Raw genomic sequence first — 20840 nt, 5'->3', positions numbered from 1 at the left:
TGGGCAGATCAGTCCTTGACGGTGTCCGCGTCCTCGGTGACCGGCTCGCTCGGCAGCTCCGCGCGGGTGACCACCCGGGCGATGGCCGGCCGGGCGTAGCGGGTCTGCACGCCCGGAGCGATCTCGAGCAGGACGGCGTCGTCCTCGACGCCGGTGACCGTGCCGTAGAGCCCGCCGATGGTGACGACCTCGTCGCCCGGACCCAGCCCGGACTGCATGGCCTCCGCGTCGCGGCGACGCTTCTGCTGCGGACGGATCATCATGAAGTACATGACGCCGAAGAGCAGGACGATCATCAGGATCGGCGTGAAGCCGCCGGCCCCACCACCCGCTGCAAGGTATTGCACGGTTACTGCCTTCCCATTGGCCACCTCTCCGGCACGAGGGTGCCGGAGCGGAGGCGGATTCTCACATCCTGTACAGACCGCGGCGAAGTCTAATCCCTGCACCTGAGAACACCGAATGCGGCACAGATCACGTTCACATCACGGCTGATCGGCATCCAGGGAGAACAGATCGGGCGCAGACGGGACATCCATCCCAAATGTACCATTCGGTGGAGTACGCCCCAGGTGCCGCCAGGCACCCTCCGTGGCCACCCGGCCCCGCGGGGTCCGGGCCAGCAGACCGGCGCGCACCAGGAACGGCTCGCAGACCTCCTCGACCGTGTCCGGCTGCTCCCCCACCGCCACGGCGAGGGTGGACAACCCGACCGGACCACCCCGGAACGAGTCCACGAGCGCGGTCAGCACCGCCCGGTCCAGCCGGTCCAGACCCAGCGCGTCGACGTCGTACACCGTCAAGGCCTTGCGGGCGGTGCCCACGGTGACCACACCGTCGGCCCGGACCTCCGCGTAGTCGCGGACCCGGCGCAGCAGCCGGTTGGCGATCCGGGGGGTACCCCGGGACCGGCCGGCGATCTCCGCCGCGCCGTCGGCGGTGATCGGCACCCCGAGGATGCGCGCCGAACGGTGCAGCAGCGTCTCCAGATCCGCCGGGGCGTAGAAGTCGAGGTGCGCGACGAAGCCGAACCGGTCCCGCATGGGCCCGGTCAACAGACCCGAGCGGGTGGTCGCGCCGACAAGCGTGAACGGCTCGACGTCCAGCGGGATCGCCGTCGCCCCCGGCCCCTTGCCGACCACCACGTCGACCCGGAAGTCCTCCATCGCGCTGTAGAGCAGCTCCTCCGCCGGCCGGGCGATCCGGTGGATCTCGTCGATGAAGAGCACGTCGCCCTCACCGAGGCTGGTCAGGATGGCCGCCAGGTCACCCGAGCGCTCGATCGCCGGGCCGCTTGTCACGCGGATGCCCGCGCCCAGCTCCGCGGCGACGATGTTCGCCAGACTCGTCTTACCCAACCCGGGTGGCCCGGAGAGCAGGATGTGATCCGGCGGCGACCCCCGCCGCATGGCGCCCTGCAACAACAGGTCGAGCTGATCGCGCACCCGGTCCTGGGCGATGAACTCGGCCAGCCGCCGGGGCCGCACCGTCGCCTCCGCGTCCCGGTCGGCATCACTGACGTACGCCGAGACGAGCCCGTCGGTATCGCTCACCGTGCCGCCTCCCGTCGCGGGCCGGCGGTCATCGGGTCCGACCCAGCAGGCGGATGGCCTGCTTGAGCAGGACCGGCACCGGCGGGGTCTCGCCGTCGATGCTCTCCGCCACGGCCGCCACCGCCTGGTCGGCCTGCCCGGCCGTCCAGCCCAGACCGACAAGCGCCTGCCGTACCTGATCGGGCCAGGCGCCGCCGGTCACGCCGCCCACCCCGTCGGCGCCGATCGACACCGGACCGATCCGGTCCCGCAACTCGAGCACCAGGCGCTCGGCGCCCTTCTTGCCGATCCCGGGCACCCGGGTCAGCGCGGCGGTGTCGGCGTTGGCGATGGCCTTGCGCACCGCGTCCGGCGTGTGCACGGCGAGCACGGCCTGGGCCAGTCGTGGGCCGACCCCGCTGGCGGTCTGCAACAGCTCGAACAGCGCCTTGGCGTCGTCGTCGGCGAAACCGTAGAGGGTCAGCGAATCCTCCCGGACCACCAGGCTGGTCGCCAGCCGCGCCGGCTGCCCCACCCGCAGCTCCGCGAGCGTCCCGGGGGCGCAGTGCACGGCCAGGCCGACACCCCCGACCTCGATCACGGCCAGATCCGGACCCGTCGCGGTCACCGTGCCGCGCACGCTGGCGATCATCGTGCTCCTCCTCGTCGAGCCCGGTCGGCCGCGGCGGCCAGCTTGGAACGGGTGCCGCCGCGCCACACGTGACAGATGGCCAGGGCGAGCGCGTCGGCGGCGTCGGCCGGCTTCGGTGGCTCGTCAAGCCGCAGCAGCCGGGTCACCATGGCCGTCATCTGCGCCTTGTCGGCCTGACCGGAACCGGTCACCGCCGCCTTCACCTCGCTGGGCGTGTACGTCTGCACCGGCAGCCCCGCCCGCGCCCCCGCCAGCACGGCGATGCCGCTGGCCTGCGCGGTGCCCATCACCGTCCGGACGTTGTGCTGACTGAACACCCGCTCGACGGCGACGCTCTCCGGCTCGTGCTCGGCGACGAGCTTGGCCAGCGACCGGTCCAGGTGCAGCAGGCGCAGCGCCAGGTCGTCGGCCGGGTCGGTGTAGACCACGTAGTAGGCGACGAGCGTGCAGGGCCGACCGGGCACGCCCTCGACGACGCCCACCCCACACCGCGTCAACCCCGGGTCGACCCCCAGCACCCGCACGCCGCCCCCTCCCCCAGCCGTCAGCAGTACGTGTGTTCGACACCCTAACTGCCGCCCTTCCCACCGGCCCCACGGGACACGCCCTCGCCCCGCGCCCCTCGCCCTCGCCCTGATCTACGCAACTTTCCGGATGTTGCTGCCTCCGACAGGCGAGAGACAGCAACATCCCTGATCTTGTGCGGATCTTGACGACGGACACCGGCGTGGCGGGACGGGGGCGGAGCGGGTGGTGGGGGGCGAGTGGGCCACACAGCAGTGGTACGGAGTATGTGTCGCTGCCCCATGTGCCGCAGGGCACACAGCTCGTAACTTCTTGCGCCATGACGGCAGAACCCGTGGCGGTCCCCCACGTCGTACAGGTCGACCTCGCCGGTCGGACCGCCCTGGTCACCGGGGGCGGCAGCGGCATCGGGCGGGCCTGTGCCCTGCGGTTGGGCGCGGCCGGCGCCACGGTGCTCGTGGTGGACCGCAACCTGGAGGCGGCCCAGGCGGTGGCCGCCGAGGTCGGCGGACGCGCCGAGGGCGTGGACCTGGCCGACGCGGCGGCCGTGGACGCGCTCGACGTGGACGTGGACATCGTGGTGAACAACGCCGGGCTCCAGCACGTGGCGCCGCTGCAGGACTTCCCCGTCGAGCGCTTCGAGTACATCCAGCGGGTGATGGTGGAGGCGCCGTTCCTACTGATCCGCCGCGCGTTGCCGCACATGTACGCCCGGGGTTGGGGCCGGATCGTCAACATCTCGTCGGTGCACGGCCTGCGCGCGTCGCCGTACAAGGCTGCCTACGTCTCGGCGAAGCACGCCCTGGAGGGGCTGTCGAAGGTGGTGGCGCTGGAGGGCGCCGCGCACGGGGTGACCGCCAACTGCATCAACCCGGCGTACGTGCGGACCGCCCTGGTGGAGAGCCAGATCGCCGACCAGGCGGCCAGCCACGGCATCGGCGAGGCCGAGGTGATCGAGAAGGTCATGCTGGCCCGGGCCGCCATCAAGCGGCTGATCGAGCCGGAGGAGGTGGCCGAGCTGTTGGCGTACCTCTGCGCGCCGCCGGCGGCCTTCATCACGGGCGCGTCGATCGCGCTCGACGGGGGCTGGACGGCCAACTAGTGGGCCTGAGCACAATGTCGACCATGTCGTCGCCGGTGGAGTTCCTCGAACTGCTCGCTCGCGAGGCCGCCGCGGTGGAGTTCGAGGGCCCGCTGGTGGCCGCGCGCGCCGCCGGGATGCCCGCCGACCGATTGGCCGAGCTGGAGCAGGCCAAGACGGTGGCGTTGCGGGTTCGCGCGCTGTTGGAGCGCCGCCGCCGCCGGGAGACCGAGCTGTCCGGCCTGTACGACACGGTCAGCGACCTGGCCGGGTTGCGCGACCTGGACGACGTGCTGCGGGCGATCGTGCACCGGGCCCGCAACCTGCTCGGCGCCGACGTGGCGTACATGACGCTCAACGACGACGAGCGCGGCGACACCTACATGCGGGTGACCGACGGGTCCGTGTCGGCCCGTTTCCAGCGGCTGCGGCTGCCGATGGGCGCCGGTCTCGGTGGGCTGGTGGCCCAGTCCGGGGCCCCGTACGTCACCGCGAACTACGGCGAGGACGCGCGCTTCCACCACACCGGGGAGATCGACGCCGGCGTGGGTGAGGAGGGCCTGGTGGCGATCCTCGGGGTGCCGCTGCGCCTCGGCTCCACCTCGATCGGGGTGCTCTACTCGGCCAACCGCTCCGCCCGACCGTTCGCCCGGGAGGAGGTCGCGCTTCTGGTCTCCCTCGCCGCGCACGCGGCGGTGGCGATCGACACGGCCCGGCTGTTGGCCGAGACCCGCTCGGCGCTTGCCGAGTTGTCGGCGGCGAACACCACCATCCGGGCGCACAGCAGCTCGGTGGAGCGGGCCGCGGCGGCGCACGACCGGATGACGGCGCTGGTGCTGCGCGGCGGCGGGGTGGAGGACGTGGCGGCGGCGGTGACCGAGGTGCTCGGCGGGGCGCTGCTGGCGTTGGACGCGCAGGGCCGCCTGCTGGCCCGGGTGGGCGAGATCGACGAACCGGACCGGGCGGACATCGTCGAGGCGGTGGCCGCGTCGCGTACGGAGGGACGCAGCGTGCGTCGCGGCCCGCTCTGGTACGCGGCGGTGGTGGCCGGCGCGGAGAACCTGGGCGCGTTGGTGCTGCGTCCCGACGACGAGTTGGTCGACGCCGACCAGCGGATCCTGGAGCGGGCCGCGCTGGTGACCGCGCTGCTGCTGCTGTTCCGCCGGACCGTGGCCGAGGCGGAGGGGCGGGTCCGTGGCGAGTTGCTCGACGACCTGATCGCCCGGCCGCTGCGCGACACCGACGCGCTGCGCAGCCGGGCCCGTCGGCTCGGCGTGGACCTGGACGCGCCGCACGTGCTGGTGGCGGTGGGCGACGACGCGATCGCGGCGACCGGCTCGGCCCGACAGCGGGTGCTCTCCTGGGCCACCACGTACGCCTCGGCGCGCGGTGGTCTGGCCGCGGCGCGCGACGGCCGGGTGGTCCTCATGCTGCCCGGCCAGGACGCCGGTGGCAGTGCCCGCGCGGTCGCTCGGGACCTGTCGCGGGTGACGGGCCGGCCGGTGACCGCCGGAGCGAGCGGCCCGTCGACCGGGCCGGGGACGCTGGCCGCGACGTTCCACGAGGCGGACCGCTGCCTGACGGCGCTGGGCGCGCTGGGCCGAGCCGGTCAGGGCGCGAGCACCGCGGAGCTGGGCTTCGTCGGGTTGCTGTTGGGCACGGTCGGTGACCGGGGTGAGAGGGACGTGGCCCAGTTCCTCACCGTCACGGTCGGGCCGGTGGTGGACTACGACGCCCGGCGCGGGACGGCGCTGGTGAAGACGTTGGAGGCGTACTTCGGGGTGGGTGGCAGCCTGGCCCGGGCCGCCGAGCAGTTGCACGTGCACGTCAACACGGTGACCCAGCGGCTGGAGCGGGTCGGGCAACTGCTCGGCGCCGACTGGCAGCGGCCCGAGCGGGCGTTGGAGGTGCAGTTGGCGCTGCGCCTGCACCGCCTGCGCGCGTCGAACGCCTGACCGCGGATCGGCGCAGCCACCGCCCGCCAGGCCGGGCGCACCGGGCACGGACCGGTCGGTCCGTGCCCGGTGGGCCGGGTCAGCGGGTCAGGATGCCCGCCAGCACCGCGTCGACGACCTGCTCCGGCAGGGTCTGCTCGTCCAGTTCAGGGTTCCACTGCAACACCCGCTGGATCAGCATCGGCCCGGTGAGCAACGCCATGGTCACCTCGATGTCGATGTCGGGCCGGAGCAGACCCTCGCTGATGCCCCGTCGCAGCACCTCGCGCATGAGTTGGCGGCGCGGGGAGATGATGTTCTGGTACAGGCGGAAGTGGTCCGGGCTGCGGTTCACCTCCGGCACCAGGCAGGGCATGATCTTCGACGCCCGCGGGTCGACGTTCTTCCCGATGGCGCCGACCAGCAGGATCAGGTCGTCCCGGAGCGAGTGCCCCTCCGGCTGCGGCAGGATGCCCTTGAGCCGGCGCAGCGCGTCCAGGAGCAAGGCGTCCTTGCCGGCCCAGCGACGGTAGATGGTGGCCTTGCCGACCCCGGCACGGCTGGCGATCGCCTCGATCGAGAGCGCCTCGATGGTGCTGCCCTCGGCGAGCAGGTCGAGGGTCGCCTCGATGATCGCCTCGTCGGCGCGGAGGCTCCGCGGTCGCCCGGGCGACCGCGGAGCATCGGCAGTTGACGTCATGTCGGACATCGTCCCGAACCTAGGCCGTCCCGGCCAACTCGGGCTCGGCGGCGGGTGCCGCCGACGCCGGAGCCAGGGCGTCGCGACCCGGCATCCACCGCAGCACCACAAGCATGCCGAGGGCCGCGACGATCGCGGAGAGCGCCGCCGCCCAGTGCATGGCGGTGACGAAGGCGTCGTTGGCCGCCGAGATCAGCGTCGGTGCCCCCGGGCCGAGGTTTCCGGCCGCCGCGTACGCCCCGGAGATCGACTCGTTGGCGGCGTCGCGGGCCTGGGCAGGCAGGCCGGTCAGCGCGTCGCCCACGTCGCTGCGGTAGACCGCGGAGAGCACCGAGCCGAGGACCGCCACGCCGAGCGCGCCCGCCACCTGGCGGACGGTGTTGCTGACCGCGGAGCCCACGCCGGCCTTCTCGCGGGGCAGCGCCGACATGATGGACTCGGTGGCCGGCGGCATGATGTTGGCCATCCCGACGCCCTGGATGAAGAAGACGAGAAGCACGATCCAGATCGGGGTGGACGCGCCGATGAAGGCGAACGCGGCAAGTGCCACCACGGTCAGCCCCAGCCCGACGGCGGCGACCGCCCGACCGCCGTAGCGGCGGACCATCGCGGCGCTGCGCGGCGCGAAGATCAGCTGCGCACCGGCGAAGGGCAGGAAGAGCAGGCCGGTCTGCAGCGGGCTGTAGTCGCGCACCAGCTGCAGGTAGAAGGAGCTGAAGAACATCACGCCCATCGCGGCGAAGAACACCAGGCCGACGATCGCCACGGGCGCGGCGAACCGGGGCACCTTGAACAGCCGGACGTCAAGCGACGGGTGCTCGGAGCGCAGCTCGTGCCGGACGAACCAGGCCAGCACGGCGAGGCCCACCAGGATCGAGCCCCAGGCCACCGGACGGTCGAAGCCGTGCTCGCCGCCGTCGATGATGCCGTAGGAGAGGGCCACCAGGCCGACCACGGAGAGCAGGACGCCGAGCAGGTCGACGCGGCCGGGGCGCGGGTCACGCGACTCGGGGACCAGCAGCGCCACCAGGACCACGCCGGCGACGACCACCGGGACGTTGATCAGGAAGACCGAGCCCCACCAGAAGTGCTCCAGCAGCGTGCCGCCGAGGATCGGGCCGATCGCCACGGCCAGGCCGACCGCGCCGGCCCACACGCCGATGGCCCGGCCGCGCTCACGCGGGTCGAACACGTTGGAGATGATCGAGAGCGTCACCGGCATGATGGCCGCGCCGCCGACCCCCATCAGGGCGCGGGCCGCGATGAGCTGGGCGGGGCTGTCCGCGTACGCGGAGAGCAGTGACGCCAGGCCGAACAGCGCCAGCCCGATCATGAGGAAGCGCTTGCGGCCGGCGCGGTCGCCGAGCACCCCGAAGGTGAACAGCAGCCCGGCGAACACAAGCGTGTAGGAGTTGATGGACCACTCCAGCTCGCCCTGGCTGGCCCCGAGGCCGTGCACCGGGTCGGCCAGTGTGCGCAGGGCGACGTTGAGGATCGTGTTGTCGAGGACGACGACGAGGAGGCTGATCACCAGCACCCCCAGGATCGCCCACCTCCTCGGGTGTCCCGTGTTCTCGTGCAGTTCCATGCCCGGTTCTCCCCCCGGTTGCACCCGTCGCGCAATACGATACGGGCCAGTCTCGTAACGCGGACAGCCTACGGGCGACTATTAACGATACGGAACCGATCCGTATCGTATGTGGCGGGCATCACGTTCGCTGAGCCGCCAGACAGGCGGCGACCGCGGCGGGCAATCCGTCCAGATGGCCCACCGGCGCGGCCAGCGGCTCGATCCAGCCCGGCCCCGCGCCGTACACCCGCAGGTGGGGAAAGTCCCGGGCGAAGCGCACCAGGCGGTACGCGCGGCCGGTGACCGGCGTCTGCGACCAGAGCACGACCGTGTGCGGGCAAGCCCGGCGCACCGCGCTGGTCAGGGCGGGCCAGGGCAGCGCGGGTCCCAGGTGCAGGCAGCCACGCCCCCGCTCCCGCAGGGCGGCGGCGAGCGCGTGCAGGCCGAGGGAGTGCGCCTCCTGCTCGGCGCCGGCCAGCAGCACCCCGCCGACGGGCAGGGAGCGGCCGGGCTCGCGGCGGTACACGTCCAGACCGGTCCGGACACCCTCGGACAGGGCGTGCTCGACGGCGATCTCGGCGGCGCCGCGCCCCGACGACAGCGCCAGCAGCGGCCGGCAGACCTGCTCCCAGAGCGCCGGCACGCCCCACTCGGCGGCCAACTCCCGCGTCAGCGTGGCGACACGGTTCCCGTCCAGGTCCTCGGCCGCCAGCGAGACCCGTTTGAGCGCGGTCTGCACCGCGTCGGGCGGCATCGGAGCGGCAAGCATCGGCTCGGTCAGCACAGACGTACCCCCGGGTAGACGTTCTCTACCCGGGGGTTCGCCGCGACCGCGCGCGACGGATGCGCCCCGCCGGAATTTACCTGCGGCGCAGCGCCAGCCGGCGCGCCAGCGCGGCGGCGCTGCCCCAGATGCCGCGCCGGAAGAGCACCACCACGAGGACGAAGATGCCGCCCGTGACCAGGCCGATCGCCTCGAAGCCGGAGAACGACAGCCAGTCCTCCAGGCGTACGACGATCGCGGCGCCGAGCACCCCGCCCCACAGCGTCCCGATCCCGCCGAGCACCACCACGATGACCGCCTTGCCGGAGGTGGTCCAGTGCAGCACGTCCAGCGAGACGAACCGGTGCCCGACCGCGAACAGGCCGCCGCCGAGGCCGGCGATGAACCCGGACAGGACGAACGCGGTGAGCTTGTAGCGGTGCACCGGGTAGCCCAGGGCACGGGCGCGCGCCGGGTTGTCGCGGATGCCGACGAGCACCCGGCCGAACGGTGAGTGCACGATCCGCCAGGCGGCGGCCAGCCCGAGCAGCACGATCGGCAGGATCGCGTAGTAGAAGTAGTAGTCGTCGGTCAGATCCAGGCCGGGAAACGAACGCGGCACCCCCTGCAGGCCGTTCTCCCCCTGCGTCACGGAGCGCCACTCGTTGGCCACGTAGTAGACCATCTGCGCGAACGCGAGGGTCACCATGGCGAAGTAGATGCCGGTCCGCTTGACCGCCAGGTAGCCGATCGGCACGGCGAGCAGGGCCGCGGCGAGCGCTCCGGCCAGCACCGCGAGCGGGAACGGCAGGCCGGCGTGGATGGCCACCAACCCGGTGACGTACGCCGAGGCGCCCCAGAACGCGGCGTGCCCGAAGGACATCAGCCCGGTGAAGCCGAGCAGCAGGTCCACCGCCACGGCGAACAGCGCCCAGCAGAGGATGTCCACCGCGACCGCCGGGTAGAGGCCGTTGGGCAGCCAGACGGCGACGGCCAGCCCGACGGCGAGCAGCGCGTACCGCACCCAGCCCGGGGCGTGGGCCACGGCGACCAGCCCGGACGGCGGCGTCGAGCGGGACGCGTCGGCGGCGGTGTCCACGGTGCTCGTCATGCCGGGGCCTCCTCACGACCGAACAGCCCGGCCGGACGCCAGAGCAGGACGCCGGCCATCACCACGAAGACGATCGTCTGCGACACGATCGGGAAGTTCGACAGGTACGCCTCACCCCACGCCTGCACCAGGCCGATGCCGAAGCCGGCGGCGACCGAGCCGAAGATGGAGCCCAGCCCGCCGATCACGACCACCGCGAAGACCACGATGATCAGGTCGGTGCCCATCAGCGGGTTGACGGCGCGCATCGGCGCGGCCAGCACGCCGGCGAGCCCGGCCAGACCGATGCCGAAGCCGAAGACCGGCGTCACCCACCGTCCGACGTCGATCCCGAACGCCCGGGTCAGGTCGGGACGCTCGGTGGACGCGCGGACGACCATGCCGATCCGGGTCCGGGTGAGCACCCACCACACCGCCACGCAGAGCAGCACCGCGAAGCCGAGGATGAACACGCGGTACGTCGGGAAGTCGAACAGGCCGAAGTTCACGGTCCCGTCCAACAGCGCGGGGGTCGCGTACGGGCTGGACTGCACGCCGTAGCGCAGCTTCACCAGGTCCTGCAGGATCAGCGTCAGGCCGAAGGTGAGCAGGAAGTTGTAGAGCGGATCGAGCTTCGTCAGCCGGTGGATCACCGCGCGTTCCAGGGCCATGCCGAGCAGCCCGAGCCCCACCGGCATGATCACCAGGGCCGCCCAGAACGGCACGCCCGCCTCGCTGAGCAGCACGTACGCGCCGAACGCCCCGAGCATGTAGAACGCGCCGTGCGCGAAGTTGACCACCCGCAGCATGCCGAAGATGACGGCGAGCCCGAGGGCGAGCAGGGCGTAGAACGCCCCGCTCACCAGCCCGTTGAAGGTGTTCTGCGCGAAACCACTCATAGCTTGCAGTCCGCTGACGGCGCGCGGAACGCCTCCGCGGCGGGGATCGTCTTGAGCACCTTCACGTAGTCCCACGGCTCGGCCACCTCGGACTGCGGCTTCACCTGGGCCAGGTACGCGTCGTGCACCACCCGGTGGTCCTCGGCGCGGATCCTGCCGTTGCGCAGGAAGACGTCCTCGACCGTCTTGCCCTCCAGGCCCTTGACCACGGTGTCCGCGTCGTCGGTGCCGGCGGCCTGCACGGCCTCCAGGTACTGCAACGCCGCCGAGTAGTTGGCCGCGTGCGCGAAGGTCGGCCGGGTGCCGGCCTTCTGCTGGAAGCGGTCGGCGAACTCCCGGTTCTTGGCGTCGAAGTTCCAGTACCAGGCGTCGGTGTACGTGGTGCCCGCCAGCGCGGCCGGGGTGAGCGAGTGGATGTCGGTGAGGAACATCAGCCCCACCGCCAGACCCACGCCCTTGTCGCGCAGCTTGAACTCGTTGTACTGCTTCACGACGTTCACCAGCTCCGCGCCGGCCTGCATGGTGCCCAGCACGTCCGGCTTCGGGTTCAGCGTCGGCGCCTTGAGCAGGAAGGTGGAGAAGTCGCCGCTGGTGTTCGGGAACGGCGCGCCGTCCTTGCCGACCACCGTGCCGCCGGCCGCCGTGATGGCGGTGGAGAAGCTCTTCTCCATGTCCTGACCGAACGCGTAGTTCGGGTAGAGGATGTACCAGTTCTTGCCGATCTGCTCGGTGGTGGTCTTCCCGGTGCCGTTGGCAAGCATGTACGTGTCGTACGCGTAGTGGAACGTGTACCTGTTGCAGCTCTTGCCGGTCAGGTCGGTGGTCGCCGCGCCGATGTTGAAGTAGAGCTTCTTCTTCTCCTTGGCCACGTCGGCCACCTTCAGCGCCGCCGACGAGGTGGGCACGTCCAGGATCAGGTCGACGCCCTTGCGGTCGTACATCTCCTGGGCCTTGGAGTTGGCCACGTCCGGCTTGTTCTGGTGGTCGGCGGTCTCCACGGTGATGTTCCTGGTCACCGCCTTGTCGCCGTACTTCGCGGTGAAGTCGGCGATGGCCATCTCCACAGCCGTCACCGAGTTCTTGCCGGACAACTCCGAGTACGCCCCGGACTGGTCGTTGAGCACGCCCAGCACGATCTTGTCGCCGGTCAGCTTCTGATCGCCGCCCGACTGGGGTCCACCGCCGCCGCAACCGGCGACCAGCACCACCGCGGCCGACGCCGCGGCCACACCCACCGTCCTGCGCATGCCCACTCCATCCATGCCGCGCGCCGTCGCGCGGCTCGTCGTCGAAAAGAATCAGATCCCGAGGTACGCGAGCAGCTCGCGTTCGCGCGAGCGCACCTCGGAGTTGTCCATCGCCTCGGCGACACGTCCCTCGGCCAGCAGGTAGTGCCGGTCGGCGACGCCGGTGGCGAAGTGCAGGTTCTGCTCGACCAGCAGCACTGTCACCCCGTGCCGCTTGGCCTCCCGCAGCAGGTCGCCGACCTGCTGCACGAGCAGCGGTGACAGCCCCTCGGTGGGCTCGTCACAGAGCAGCAGCCGCGCCCCCATCCGGAGCACCCGGGCCAGGGCGAGCATCTGCTGCTCGCCGCCGGAGAGCATGGTGGCCGCGGAGTCGCGCCGGGTGTGCAGGGCGGGGAACGCCTCGTACACCCGCTCCAGCGGCCACGGGTCGGGACCGACAGTGGGCGGCAGGGTGAGGTTCTCGGTGACGGTCAGGGTGGCGTAGCTGCCCCGGTCGTCGGGCACCCAGCCCAGCCCCAGGCGGGCCCGCTTGTGCGCCGGCAGCCCGGTGATGTCCCGCCCGTCAAGCGTCACCGTGCCGCGCTGGCCGGGGTGCAGCCCCATCACGCAGCGCAGCAGCGTGGACTTGCCGGCGCCGTTGCGTCCGACCAGGGTGACCACCTCGCCGGCGGAGACCTCCAGGCTGACCTCCCGCAGCACCTGCGCCTCGCCGTAGAAGGCGGACAGGTTCTCAACGCGCAGCATCGGCGGCTCCCAGATAGGCGGTGATCACGCGCTCGTCGGCGCGGACCTGCTCGTACGGGCCCTCGACGAGGACCTTGCCGGCCTGCAGGACGGTGACGGTGTCGGCGAGCCGGCCGACCACGCTCATGTTGTGCTCGACAAGCACCACGGTCCGGCCCGCGCGGACCCGACTGATCAGCTCGACGGTCCGGTCGACGTCCTCCAGGCCCATGCCCGCGGTCGGCTCGTCGAGCAGCAGCACCTTCGGGTCCAGCGCGAGGGCGATGGCCAGCTCCAGGGCCCGCTTGCGGCCGTACGCCAGCGCCGCCGACGGGGCCTGCGCCAGCTCGGCCAGCCCCACCATGGCCAGCAGCTCGTCGGCCCGTTCGGTGTAGCGGTCCAGCAGCTTCGCCGACCGCCAGAACCGCCAGCCCAGTCCGCTCGACGACTGCAACGCCAGCGCGACGTGCTCGCGGGCGGACAGCTGCGGAAAGAGGCTGGTGATCTGGAAGGAGCGGGCCACGCCGAGCCGGGCGACCCGCTCCGGCGGCAGCCCCGTGATGTCCCGTCCGGCCAGCTCGATCCGCCCGCCGCTGGGCGGGAGGAACCCGGTGAGCAGGTTGAACAGGGTGGTCTTGCCGGCGCCGTTCGGGCCGACGAGCGCGTGGACGCTCTCCGGCGCGACGTCCAGGTCGATCTCGTCGACCGCCCGGAAGCCCCGGAAGTCCCGGGTCAGCCCGCGGGCCGACAGGAGCGCTTGCCCGGCCATCGCCTCATCCTCCGCACGGTCGCGGCGACGGTCGATTCGGTGACCGCGGTCACAGGCCCGTCGCGTGGAGGAAACCTACGACCGGCCGCGCGAGTCGAGCCATGTCGATGGCATCCATATTCGACAGGCGGAGGACGTGCCCGGACTCCACTCCCCCGTCCCGCCGACTTGACCGGACCTCCTAGGTTGATGATCCACACAGCCCAACGGAAGGTCCCACCCCATGCCCGTCGGCTTCACCATGGCGATCGTCTTCGCCGTCGCCCTGGCGGTCAGCGCCGTCCTGGCTCTCGTCGCCCCCGCGCGGCCACTGAAGCGGATGGCCGCCCTCGCGGCGCTCGTCTTCCTCGCCCTCACCCTGCTGGTCGGTGTCACCTCCAGCGCGCACTCGGTGCCGATCCGCTCGGTCGGCATCGTCACGAGCTTCGGCAAGCCCACCGGCAAGGTGACCGGCTCCGGCCTGAAGTGGGTGGCTCCCTGGCAGAAGGTCGGCGAGTGGGACGCGGGCCGGCAGAAGTACGACCACATCGGCGGCAACAACTGCGTACGCGTGCGCACCGGCACGCTCGCCGACGCGTGCGTCGAGGTGCTCATCGAGTGGCAGGTGCGGCCGGAGAACGCGCCGAAGCAGTTCATGGACTACAAGGGAGACTTCGACAGCTTCCGGGGGCAGCGGGTGGGCGTGCAGCTCGACAGCGCGGTCAATGACGCCTTCGCCGCGTACAACCCCCTGGAGAAGATCGACGCCCGGACCGGTGACCTCAACGTCGACCTGAAGCCCTTCGCGGCGAACATCAAGACCAGCGCGGACACCCGCCTCGCCAGCGACGTGGACATCCTCTCGGTGACCATCACCCGCGTGAACCACGACGACAAGACCGAGGGCAACATCAAGGCGTTCCAGGACAAGCTCGCGCAGACCCGCAACCTGGAGCAGGACCGCAAGAACGCCGAGATCTCCAAGCAGATCACCGAGACCAACGCCAAGGTCGACAAGGTAACCCGCTGCCTGGAGATCGCGGAGAAGAACGGCGCCAACCCGGGGCTGTGCATCAACCCGGGCATCGTGACCGGCAAGTGACCGAAGCGCTCGTCAGGCGGCCCGCTCCCAGTGGCGGGGGGCGCTGATCCTGGCCCAGCTCGCGCCGAACGTCATCCGGCGCAGCGGTGACGCGAGGCCGCAGAGGCTGAACCAGCCACGGGTCAGACCCACGCTTACCGGGTTGCTCGTCATGCCCTGGTGCAGGGTCCGCAGGGCCAGGTCGACGGCCTGGAATCCGTACGCCCGCATCTCGGTCTCGTACTCGCCGATCGCGTCCAGCAGCGGCAGGTGGCCGCCGTCGGCGAGCGACAACTGGCGGGTGAGCAGGGCGGCGTCGCGCAGTGCGGTGTTGGCGCCGTTACCGCCGGCCGGCGGCATGCCGTGTACGGCGTCGCCGAGCACGGTGACCCGCGAGGGCGTCCACGGCGCCGGACGGTCGGACGCCTGGAACGGAAACGCGCTGACGTCGGCCGGCGGACACCTGTCGATCAGTTGGCGTAGCGCGGGATGCCAGTCCGTGATCAGCCCCGCGACGTAGGCCTTCAACTGCGCGCCGTCGAGGCGCTCCGGACGCGAGGGAAACAGGTCGGTACGGGCGACGAACGCGCACAGCAGGTAGTCGTCCCCCACTGGTTGCCGGCGTTCGAACACCGAGGTGAACAGGAAGTACGGCGCACCGGTCACGATGAGGTTCATGCCCTCGGCCAGCCGGGTGGGCAGCCAGGCCCGGGTGTCGTCGTTCAGCGGCAACTTGAGCCCGACGCCCACCGCGCCGGTATCCCGCTGGGTGGCGGTCGGCAGGTACTGCGCGCGCACGCGGGAGTTGATCCCGTCGGCGCCGACCAGGACGTCGCCGGTGGCGGACGTTCCGTCGGCGAAGTGCGCGGTGGGGCGACCGTCGGCGGTGAGCTCGTAGCGCTCGAAGGCCTTGTCGTAGTGGACGGCGTCGTCGAGTCCGTCGAGGAGAACGCCGCGCAGCGTGTGCCGGTCGACCGGGTACGACCGCTCCGCGGGGTCGGGATCGTCGGGATACATCAGCGCGTCCTCGACGAGGACGAGCGTGCGCAGGTCCGTGCCCAGGAAACCGAAACCGCCGCCGGGCCGGCCGGCGGTGTCGGTGAACGCCTGCCAGTGCCGGTCGGGCAGGCAGGCCCGGAGCGACCGGCTGCCCGCCGGGTTGATCGCGAGCCGGTAGCGGTCCACCCGGTCGTCGCGGTGGCGGTCACGCTCGTACACGGCGACGGTCATGCCGTGTCTGCGCAGACCCTGGGCGAGGGCGAGGCCACCGATGCCACCGCCGACGACGAGCACGTCAGTCATGCGTGGGGCCTTTCCGGTGAGAAGAGGTCGCACAGTTGGTTGACCACCGACTCGGCCCGGTCGGGGCGCAGGCGAATGCCCTTGACGGTGGCGATCACCAGTTCGACGCTGGCGGCGACGTCGAGGTCCGTCGACCAGACGTGCCGCGCGACGCCCTCGGTGAAGATCGCCGTGAGCGCGTCCCGCCAGCCCTGTTCGTCGCGCTCGATGTCGGCCCCGGTGGACCCGTCGCGTCGAGCCCGCAGGTCGAGTTCGTCGAGCACGATGAACAACTCGGGCCGCTGCGTGACGGCGGTGGCGATCTCGCGGAGGTGTTGCCGCAGTCGGGTGGCGGGGTCCAGATCGGTGTGCATCGTCGCCTCGAATTGGCTTGTCACGTGCTCGAGCACCGCGGCGATCAGATCGGCCTTGGTCCGGAAGTAGTGGTGCAGGGTGGAGTGGTCGATGCCGGCCGCGGCAGCGATCGGCCGCAGTCGGAACCCCTCGAAGCCGCTCTCGGCGATCGCCGAGAATGCCGCGTGAACCAGCGCCTGCCGGCGGTCGTGCCGTTCCGTCATCCTCAGCCATCCTCAACCAAGCGCTTGGTTGATAGTCCAGCATCATTGTGCCGCACTGTCAACCAACCGCTTGGTTGATCGGGTCGGACGGGCCGGCCAGCCGCTAGGCGTAGCTGAACAGCGGAGGAAAGACGAGGACCACGATCCAGGCCCACGCGGCGTACACCGGCAGGTAGCCGGTCTGCCAGCGTTCGAGGGCCGCGAACGGGGTACGCCGGCGGAGGAAGCTCAGCAGGAGCCACGCCGACCACGCGAGGTTGACAAGCAGGATCACGTTCTCGCCGAGCGCTGCCGCCCGGTTGGGCGTACCGCCGTAGTTGTCGGTGATGCGCCCGGTGATCTCCACCAGCACCAGCACGTCGATGGCCAACGCGCTGACCACGAGCGCGAGCTGGAGTTTGTCGAACGCGCCGGGCGGGGCCAGCGGATCGCGGGCCGAGAGCGAGTAGAGCAGCAGCCCCAGCACCACGACGAGCAGGAGGTCGAACAGGATCAGCGCCTCGCGCTCGACGTCGATGCCGTGGCTGGTCCAGACGACGGCGACGAGGAAGGCGAGCAGGGCGGCGGTGAAGAGCGGGGTGAACAGCCGGGTGAGGACCGGAGCGATGTTCTCGACGACACTCTGCTTGGCCTCGACGAGCCACCCGGCAACGACGACCGCGGCGGCGGCACCGCAGGGCAGGAGCCACTGCGAGACGAACGCCTCCGGAACGATCCCGATGGCCGCGAAGGTGTTGAACAGGAACGCGGCGAGCACACCACCGCCGAGGGCCATCAGCACGAAGTAGATGAACCACTCGCCGGTGAAGCGGATGAAGTCCATGCGTCGACGCGACGAGCGCCAGTCGTCGGCGACGTAGGCCAGACCGACCACGAGCCACAGGGCGATCGGAAGGTGGACGCCTGTGACGACGACGGACTGCGAGTCGTCCGCCAGGGGGTAGACGTTCGCCGCCACGGCGCCGAGGACGAACAGCGCCACCAGCACCGCGATCATCACCGGTCGGGCCCGCCGCCGCCAGGCCAGGAACGCCGCCAGCCAGGGCAGCGCGAACAGGGTGGCGTTGCGCGCGTAGAACGAGCCGTCGTCGTCGACGCTCAACCCGAACAGCGCGGGCGCCTTGACGGACGCCACCGCGCCTGCCGCACAGCCGAGCATGACCCACAGGTCCCGCCGGGAGCGCGGGCCGGCGGCCGGGTTGCCGGAGTCGCCGGTCAGCACGAGCTGCTTCCACAAACGGTCCGAATGCTCCCGGGCGAACTCACGGGAGAGTTCGTCGAGACTGCCCATCCGCTTGACCGCGACCAGGAACGCCTCGTCCGGGCTGAGGCCCGCCGCGACGAGTTCGTCGACCGAGCCGCGGAGGTGGTCTTCCAGCTCGTCGGCGTCCACCGACTGCAACTCCCGACGCCGCAGCACGTATCGGCGCCACTGCGCGAACTGCGCCTCCAGCTCCTCCGGCCCGTCGTGCGCCGTCATGCGAGGCCCTCCAGCGGGCGCGCCGTCAGCGGCGTACGGTCGTGCCAGATCTCCTTGAGCGCGCCCACGACGGTGTCCCACTGCCGGCGCTGCTCGGCCAGCTCGGCCAGGCCCCGGTCGGTGATCCGGTAGTACTTGCGCTTGCGCTCACCGGCGACCGACTGCCAGTTCGCCTCCACATAGGCCAGGCGCTCGAGCCGGTGCAGCAGCGGATACAGCAGTCCCTCGGTCCAGTCCAGCTCACCTGCGGACAGCTCGTTGATCCGCCGGAGGATCGCGTAGCCGTAGCTCTCCCCCTCGGCCAGGATGCCGAGCACCATCGGTGTCGCAGACGCGGCCACCAGATCCTTTGCCACCTTCACGAGACCTACCACCCCTAACCCTAGAAGTACGATGCATAGTACTGCTAGGTATTTTTTCGACGCAACGAGTCCAGCGCGAAAACCCGTGGGGTTTCGGTGGTCAAGCCCGCGAGAACCGGTGTTCACGCACGGCGAGCGTCAGGGGATGAGTCGGTCGAGCAGCTCGAACCGCTCGTACGGCTGGTCGTAGTCGCCGAAGTGTCCGTCGTCGCGCACGATCTGGGTGCCGCCGAGCCGCTCGAACATGGCGCGTCCCTGTCGGTCGTCGCAGCCGTACGGATCCTCGCGGGAGTTGATGAAGACGATGTCGCGCACGTGCGACCGGATCGCGGCCCAGTCGTAGCTCTCCTGGAGCACCGGTTCGTCGCTGGTGTTGGGCTGGGTGCAGTAGCCGGCGACCAGGATCGCCTGAGCGACTGTCACCTCGACGTGCTCCAGGAACGCCAGGAGGAACGCCGCGCCGCCGGAGTGGCCCACCAGGACGGTGTTCTCGTCGACGTGGTGCCCGGCCAGCACCGTGGGCAGGAACGTCGCGATCGGCTCGACGTTGAGGCCCGGCAGGTACGGCACCTCGACGGCGTAACCCCGAGCCTCGAGCCGCCCCGCCAACCAGCGGTACCAGACGACGTCCGGGTTGCCGCCGGTCCCGTGAAAGATGATCGCCTTGCGCCCCACCATGCCCCCTTCGCATCTACCTCGTGATCACACCATGTGGCCCGCGGACAACAGTCGCGTCCGACGCCCTGTTACTCGGGTGACGGCTCCAACCGTTCGCGGTCACGGGTGAGCTGGAGCCGCGTCGTTGCCTTGTGCTGTGCCTGCCAGCCCATGTCGAGTGCCTGCCGGACGATCTTCGCGACCAGAGCGGGGGCGATCGGGCTCAGTTCGAACACTTCGGCCACTCGTCCGGCAGGTGCGGTGATGATCGGTCCGAAGTTCAGCCATGGGTCATCAAAGCGCGCCATGACCTCCAAGGCGCCGCCGGGTCCGTCGCGCCAGACCGTGACCTTGACACGGCCCGGATCGACCATGCCGACGGTCCATCGGTATTCGATGTCATCGACGACGATGCTCCTGATACGGGTACGTGCCACGACGGAAGAGTAGGCACCGTCCGCGCGGTCCGGTAGTGAGATGTCGCCTCGCCCAATCCCGCCTGGCATCCGGATCTGCCGCCTTCCGCTCACCTCGCTCTGCGCGCCGGCAAGCCGTGGAGGGAAGCCGCGTCACTGCATGGCGGTGGCCGGGGGATGCTCGAATGATTCGGGGCAGCGGAAGGTGTACAGCGCGTAGCCACGCCCGATCTGCACGCCGACGGTGTCCGGGGACGCGGTCGGGTCTTCCTCGGACGGGCGCCAGCTGCAACGCATGCCGTTCCAGTCGCCCGAGTCCGCGGTGAAGACCAAGGTCATCGCGGTGCCGCAGGTGGCACAGTCCATCGGGTACGGGTCGGTAAGTGACCAGTTCGCGTACCCGCCGACCTTCCAGCCCGGCGCCAGCGACAGGTCGGCCTGATAGTGGGGACGGTCGTCGTCTTCGTCGTCATCCCACTCGTCGAGCCGCTCGCGCAGGTCGTCGGGGAGCAGATCGGCGTACTGGTACTCGCGAACCTGTTCGGGGTGCACCACGCACGGAACCGGCAGGTACATGTCACTGATCACCTGCGGCTCGGGAGGCGCTTCGAGCAGCGGGCCGACGGCGGAACTGTCGCGCCAGTGGAGGAAGACGCGAGGGCTGTAGTGCCGGTCCGAGTGGTCCACCGGGCACCACAGCACCTGGAGCAGGTCGGTGCCGTCCGGACCGACGTAGTCCGGAACATCCTGCCGGTACAGCTGCGCGACCGGGACCAACGGGATCGAATCCTCGATCAGGTCGTCCAGGTCCAGAGCGTCGGCGGCATCGAGTTCGGCCCGCTCCTCGGTAGTCAGGAAGTCCCCGCCCGGCAGCGACTCCCGGGCTTCCGCGGTCGCGAGGATCTCCCGCCTGCGGCGCAGGACGGCCGGGGTGGTCAGGCCGTACGGCTCGTGCGCCCCGGCGTCGTCGCAGACCGGCCACACCTCGTCGGCAGGCCACAGCAGCGGTCCGCCGACGGAGCTGTCCCTGACGGTCGGAGCACCGGGCCGGGGATGCAGGCGGGTGGCGGTGGCCGAATGCTCCCGCAGTTCGGGGAAGAGCGCGGTGATGTCCAGGGGACGCGGAGGCGTGGCGCGGACCATAGAAGTAGATCTTATGGCCGTTCGGTGTAGAGGGCCGTTGCGGAGCGCGGTAGAGCGCAGTCCGGGATAGCCTTGGCGCATATGGCTACCTTTCGCAGCGCCTCAGTGCTTCTTTCCTCGGACGGCACCAGGACCCCTGGCACCGCCGCCCTCTTCGCCGAGCCGGCCCGCAAGGGTGGGACCCGGCCGTGGGCAGGCGACTTCCGGCCCGCCAACAGCGCCGGTAACGGCCCCAAGAACGCGGTCGGGAAGACCTTCACGTTGGAGCTGCCCGACGGCAGCACCGGCAGGGTCGTGGTCCAGAGCCTCAAGAGTGGGAGAGGTGGCGTCGTGCTGGCGTTGATGGGCGAGGACACACCACCCTTCTGATCGAGACCG

General features: G+C 70.9%; 23 protein-coding genes. 4 read left to right on the top strand and 19 right to left on the bottom strand.

The genetic code is table 11. The features are described from left to right. Positions 1 to 8 precede the first annotated feature (8 nt). The 4 genes from yajC to ruvC all read right to left on the bottom strand — a co-directional run bounded on the left by yajC (position 9) and on the right by ruvC (position 2708). The gene (gene yajC / locus MILUP08_RS12975) at positions 9 to 347 is read right to left on the bottom strand and encodes a preprotein translocase subunit YajC (protein ID WP_007458273.1); all 339 of its coding nucleotides are present in this window, start codon (positions 345 to 347) and stop codon (positions 9 to 11) included. Between the two features lie 138 nt (positions 348 to 485). Further along, positions 486 to 1553, bottom strand: coding sequence for a Holliday junction branch migration DNA helicase RuvB (gene ruvB / locus MILUP08_RS12970; protein WP_007458271.1), 1068 nt, complete (start codon positions 1551 to 1553; stop codon positions 486 to 488). 28 nt (positions 1554 to 1581) lie between these two features. Next, complete coding sequence (gene ruvA / locus MILUP08_RS12965) at positions 1582 to 2184, bottom strand: Holliday junction branch migration protein RuvA (RefSeq protein ID WP_007458269.1); 603 nt, start codon at positions 2182 to 2184, stop codon at positions 1582 to 1584. Further along, complete coding sequence (gene ruvC, locus MILUP08_RS12960; RefSeq protein ID WP_007458268.1) at positions 2181 to 2708, bottom strand: crossover junction endodeoxyribonuclease RuvC; 528 nt, start codon at positions 2706 to 2708, stop codon at positions 2181 to 2183. The genes ruvA and ruvC overlap by 4 nt, the downstream gene beginning before the upstream one ends. A 320-nt stretch (positions 2709 to 3028) precedes the next feature. Here ruvC and MILUP08_RS12955 point away from each other — a divergent pair, with 320 nt between their 5' ends. Both MILUP08_RS12955 and MILUP08_RS12950 read left to right on the top strand, forming a co-directional pair. Further along, on the top strand, positions 3029 to 3811 hold the full coding sequence (locus MILUP08_RS12955; protein WP_007458266.1) for a 3-hydroxybutyrate dehydrogenase: 783 nt from the start codon (positions 3029 to 3031) through the stop codon (positions 3809 to 3811). Positions 3812 to 3825: 14 nt separating this feature from the next. Next, positions 3826 to 5745, top strand: a complete 1920-nt coding sequence (locus MILUP08_RS12950) for a helix-turn-helix domain-containing protein (RefSeq protein ID WP_007458265.1) — start codon at positions 3826 to 3828, stop codon at positions 5743 to 5745. Positions 5746 to 5824: 79 nt separating this feature from the next. Here MILUP08_RS12950 and MILUP08_RS12945 read toward each other — a convergent pair whose 3' ends face one another. The 8 genes from MILUP08_RS12945 to MILUP08_RS12910 all read right to left on the bottom strand — a co-directional run bounded on the left by MILUP08_RS12945 (position 5825) and on the right by MILUP08_RS12910 (position 13485). After that, positions 5825 to 6433 (bottom strand): TetR/AcrR family transcriptional regulator, encoded by a 609-nt coding sequence (locus MILUP08_RS12945; protein ID WP_007458262.1) that lies wholly within the window; start codon positions 6431 to 6433, stop codon positions 5825 to 5827. Between the two features lie 10 nt (positions 6434 to 6443). Further along, positions 6444 to 8012 carry an MFS transporter gene (locus tag MILUP08_RS12940; protein ID WP_007458261.1) on the bottom strand — a complete coding sequence of 523 codons (1569 nt, stop codon included), beginning with the start codon at positions 8010 to 8012 and terminating at the stop codon, positions 6444 to 6446. Between the two features lie 121 nt (positions 8013 to 8133). Then, positions 8134 to 8778 (bottom strand): hypothetical protein, encoded by a 645-nt coding sequence (locus tag MILUP08_RS12935; RefSeq protein ID WP_007458259.1) that lies wholly within the window; start codon positions 8776 to 8778, stop codon positions 8134 to 8136. Positions 8779 to 8854: 76 nt separating this feature from the next. Beyond that, a complete protein-coding gene (locus tag MILUP08_RS12930) occupies positions 8855 to 9868 on the bottom strand; it encodes a branched-chain amino acid ABC transporter permease (RefSeq protein WP_007458257.1) in 1014 nt (337 codons plus the stop codon). After that, positions 9865 to 10746 carry a branched-chain amino acid ABC transporter permease gene (locus MILUP08_RS12925; RefSeq protein WP_007458255.1) on the bottom strand — a complete coding sequence of 294 codons (882 nt, stop codon included), beginning with the start codon at positions 10744 to 10746 and terminating at the stop codon, positions 9865 to 9867. Before MILUP08_RS12925 ends, MILUP08_RS12930 begins: the two co-directional genes overlap by 4 nt. Then, positions 10743 to 11993, bottom strand: a complete 1251-nt coding sequence (locus tag MILUP08_RS12920; RefSeq protein WP_007458253.1) for an ABC transporter substrate-binding protein — start codon at positions 11991 to 11993, stop codon at positions 10743 to 10745. Before MILUP08_RS12920 ends, MILUP08_RS12925 begins: the two co-directional genes overlap by 4 nt. A gap of 51 nt (positions 11994 to 12044) precedes the next feature. Beyond that, positions 12045 to 12737 (bottom strand): ABC transporter ATP-binding protein, encoded by a 693-nt coding sequence (locus MILUP08_RS12915; RefSeq protein ID WP_007458252.1) that lies wholly within the window; start codon positions 12735 to 12737, stop codon positions 12045 to 12047. Further along, positions 12724 to 13485 (bottom strand): ABC transporter ATP-binding protein, encoded by a 762-nt coding sequence (locus MILUP08_RS12910; protein WP_007458250.1) that lies wholly within the window; start codon positions 13483 to 13485, stop codon positions 12724 to 12726. The genes MILUP08_RS12915 and MILUP08_RS12910 overlap by 14 nt, the downstream gene beginning before the upstream one ends. A 223-nt stretch (positions 13486 to 13708) precedes the next feature. Here MILUP08_RS12910 and MILUP08_RS12905 point away from each other — a divergent pair, with 223 nt between their 5' ends. Further along, on the top strand, positions 13709 to 14566 hold the full coding sequence (locus MILUP08_RS12905) for an SPFH domain-containing protein (protein ID WP_007458247.1): 858 nt from the start codon (positions 13709 to 13711) through the stop codon (positions 14564 to 14566). A gap of 12 nt (positions 14567 to 14578) precedes the next feature. Here the strand turns inward: MILUP08_RS12905 and MILUP08_RS12900 are convergent, their stop codons facing one another. The 7 genes from MILUP08_RS12900 to MILUP08_RS12870 form a co-directional block, all read right to left on the bottom strand. Continuing rightward, a complete protein-coding gene (locus MILUP08_RS12900) occupies positions 14579 to 15847 on the bottom strand; it encodes an FAD-dependent oxidoreductase (RefSeq protein ID WP_007458245.1) in 1269 nt (422 codons plus the stop codon). Next, positions 15844 to 16404 carry a TetR/AcrR family transcriptional regulator gene (locus MILUP08_RS33765; RefSeq protein ID WP_007458244.1) on the bottom strand — a complete coding sequence of 187 codons (561 nt, stop codon included), beginning with the start codon at positions 16402 to 16404 and terminating at the stop codon, positions 15844 to 15846. The genes MILUP08_RS12900 and MILUP08_RS33765 overlap by 4 nt, the downstream gene beginning before the upstream one ends. A 103-nt stretch (positions 16405 to 16507) precedes the next feature. Then, positions 16508 to 17884, bottom strand: coding sequence for a permease prefix domain 1-containing protein (locus MILUP08_RS12890; RefSeq protein ID WP_007458243.1), 1377 nt, complete (start codon positions 17882 to 17884; stop codon positions 16508 to 16510). Continuing rightward, a complete protein-coding gene (locus tag MILUP08_RS12885; protein ID WP_237747059.1) occupies positions 17881 to 18240 on the bottom strand; it encodes a PadR family transcriptional regulator in 360 nt (119 codons plus the stop codon). The genes MILUP08_RS12890 and MILUP08_RS12885 overlap by 4 nt, the downstream gene beginning before the upstream one ends. 144 nt (positions 18241 to 18384) lie before the next feature. Further along, positions 18385 to 18924, bottom strand: a complete 540-nt coding sequence (locus tag MILUP08_RS12880) for an RBBP9/YdeN family alpha/beta hydrolase (RefSeq protein WP_007458241.1) — start codon at positions 18922 to 18924, stop codon at positions 18385 to 18387. A 68-nt stretch (positions 18925 to 18992) separates the two neighbouring features. Further along, entirely contained in the window at positions 18993 to 19340 is a 348-nt protein-coding gene (locus MILUP08_RS12875) for a hypothetical protein (RefSeq protein ID WP_144056911.1), read from the bottom strand. 132 nt (positions 19341 to 19472) lie between these two features. Continuing rightward, positions 19473 to 20462 carry a hypothetical protein gene (locus tag MILUP08_RS12870; protein ID WP_007458239.1) on the bottom strand — a complete coding sequence of 330 codons (990 nt, stop codon included), beginning with the start codon at positions 20460 to 20462 and terminating at the stop codon, positions 19473 to 19475. Between the two features lie 81 nt (positions 20463 to 20543). On the opposite strand from MILUP08_RS12870, the gene MILUP08_RS12865 reads away from it, so the two are divergent. Beyond that, positions 20544 to 20831 carry a hypothetical protein gene (locus MILUP08_RS12865; protein WP_007458238.1) on the top strand — a complete coding sequence of 96 codons (288 nt, stop codon included), beginning with the start codon at positions 20544 to 20546 and terminating at the stop codon, positions 20829 to 20831. Positions 20832 to 20840 lie beyond the last annotated feature (9 nt).

Source organism: Micromonospora lupini str. Lupac 08 (genome assembly GCF_000297395.2).
Classification (GTDB): Bacteria; Actinomycetota; Actinomycetes; order Mycobacteriales; family Micromonosporaceae; genus Micromonospora; species Micromonospora lupini.
The sequence above is the reverse complement of the archived record's forward strand: the minus strand, read 5'-3'. Positions and strand labels throughout refer to the sequence as shown.

Excerpts from the sequence above, each read along its gene's own strand:
- ruvA (WP_007458269.1), bottom strand. The coding sequence starts at position 2,184 with ATGATCGCCAGCGTGCGCGGCACGGTGACCGCGACGGGTCCGGATCTG.
- MILUP08_RS12955 (WP_007458266.1), top strand. The coding sequence starts at position 3,029 with ATGACGGCAGAACCCGTGGCGGTCCCCCACGTCGTACAGGTCGACCTC.
- MILUP08_RS12950 (WP_007458265.1), top strand. The coding sequence starts at position 3,826 with ATGTCGACCATGTCGTCGCCGGTGGAGTTCCTCGAACTGCTCGCTCGC.
- MILUP08_RS12945 (WP_007458262.1), bottom strand. The coding sequence starts at position 6,433 with ATGTCCGACATGACGTCAACTGCCGATGCTCCGCGGTCGCCCGGGCGA.
- MILUP08_RS12940 (WP_007458261.1), bottom strand. The coding sequence starts at position 8,012 with ATGGAACTGCACGAGAACACGGGACACCCGAGGAGGTGGGCGATCCTG.
- MILUP08_RS12930 (WP_007458257.1), bottom strand. The coding sequence starts at position 9,868 with ATGACGAGCACCGTGGACACCGCCGCCGACGCGTCCCGCTCGACGCCG.
- MILUP08_RS12925 (WP_007458255.1), bottom strand. The coding sequence starts at position 10,746 with ATGAGTGGTTTCGCGCAGAACACCTTCAACGGGCTGGTGAGCGGGGCG.
- MILUP08_RS12920 (WP_007458253.1), bottom strand. The coding sequence starts at position 11,993 with ATGCGCAGGACGGTGGGTGTGGCCGCGGCGTCGGCCGCGGTGGTGCTG.
- MILUP08_RS12915 (WP_007458252.1), bottom strand. The coding sequence starts at position 12,737 with ATGCTGCGCGTTGAGAACCTGTCCGCCTTCTACGGCGAGGCGCAGGTG.
- MILUP08_RS12910 (WP_007458250.1), bottom strand. The coding sequence starts at position 13,485 with ATGGCCGGGCAAGCGCTCCTGTCGGCCCGCGGGCTGACCCGGGACTTC.
- MILUP08_RS12905 (WP_007458247.1), top strand. The coding sequence starts at position 13,709 with ATGCCCGTCGGCTTCACCATGGCGATCGTCTTCGCCGTCGCCCTGGCG.
- MILUP08_RS12900 (WP_007458245.1), bottom strand. The coding sequence starts at position 15,847 with ATGACTGACGTGCTCGTCGTCGGCGGTGGCATCGGTGGCCTCGCCCTC.
- MILUP08_RS33765 (WP_007458244.1), bottom strand. The coding sequence starts at position 16,404 with ATGACGGAACGGCACGACCGCCGGCAGGCGCTGGTTCACGCGGCATTC.
- MILUP08_RS12890 (WP_007458243.1), bottom strand. The coding sequence starts at position 17,884 with ATGACGGCGCACGACGGGCCGGAGGAGCTGGAGGCGCAGTTCGCGCAG.
- MILUP08_RS12880 (WP_007458241.1), bottom strand. The coding sequence starts at position 18,924 with ATGGTGGGGCGCAAGGCGATCATCTTTCACGGGACCGGCGGCAACCCG.
- MILUP08_RS12870 (WP_007458239.1), bottom strand. The coding sequence starts at position 20,462 with ATGGTCCGCGCCACGCCTCCGCGTCCCCTGGACATCACCGCGCTCTTC.
- MILUP08_RS12865 (WP_007458238.1), top strand. The coding sequence starts at position 20,544 with ATGGCTACCTTTCGCAGCGCCTCAGTGCTTCTTTCCTCGGACGGCACC.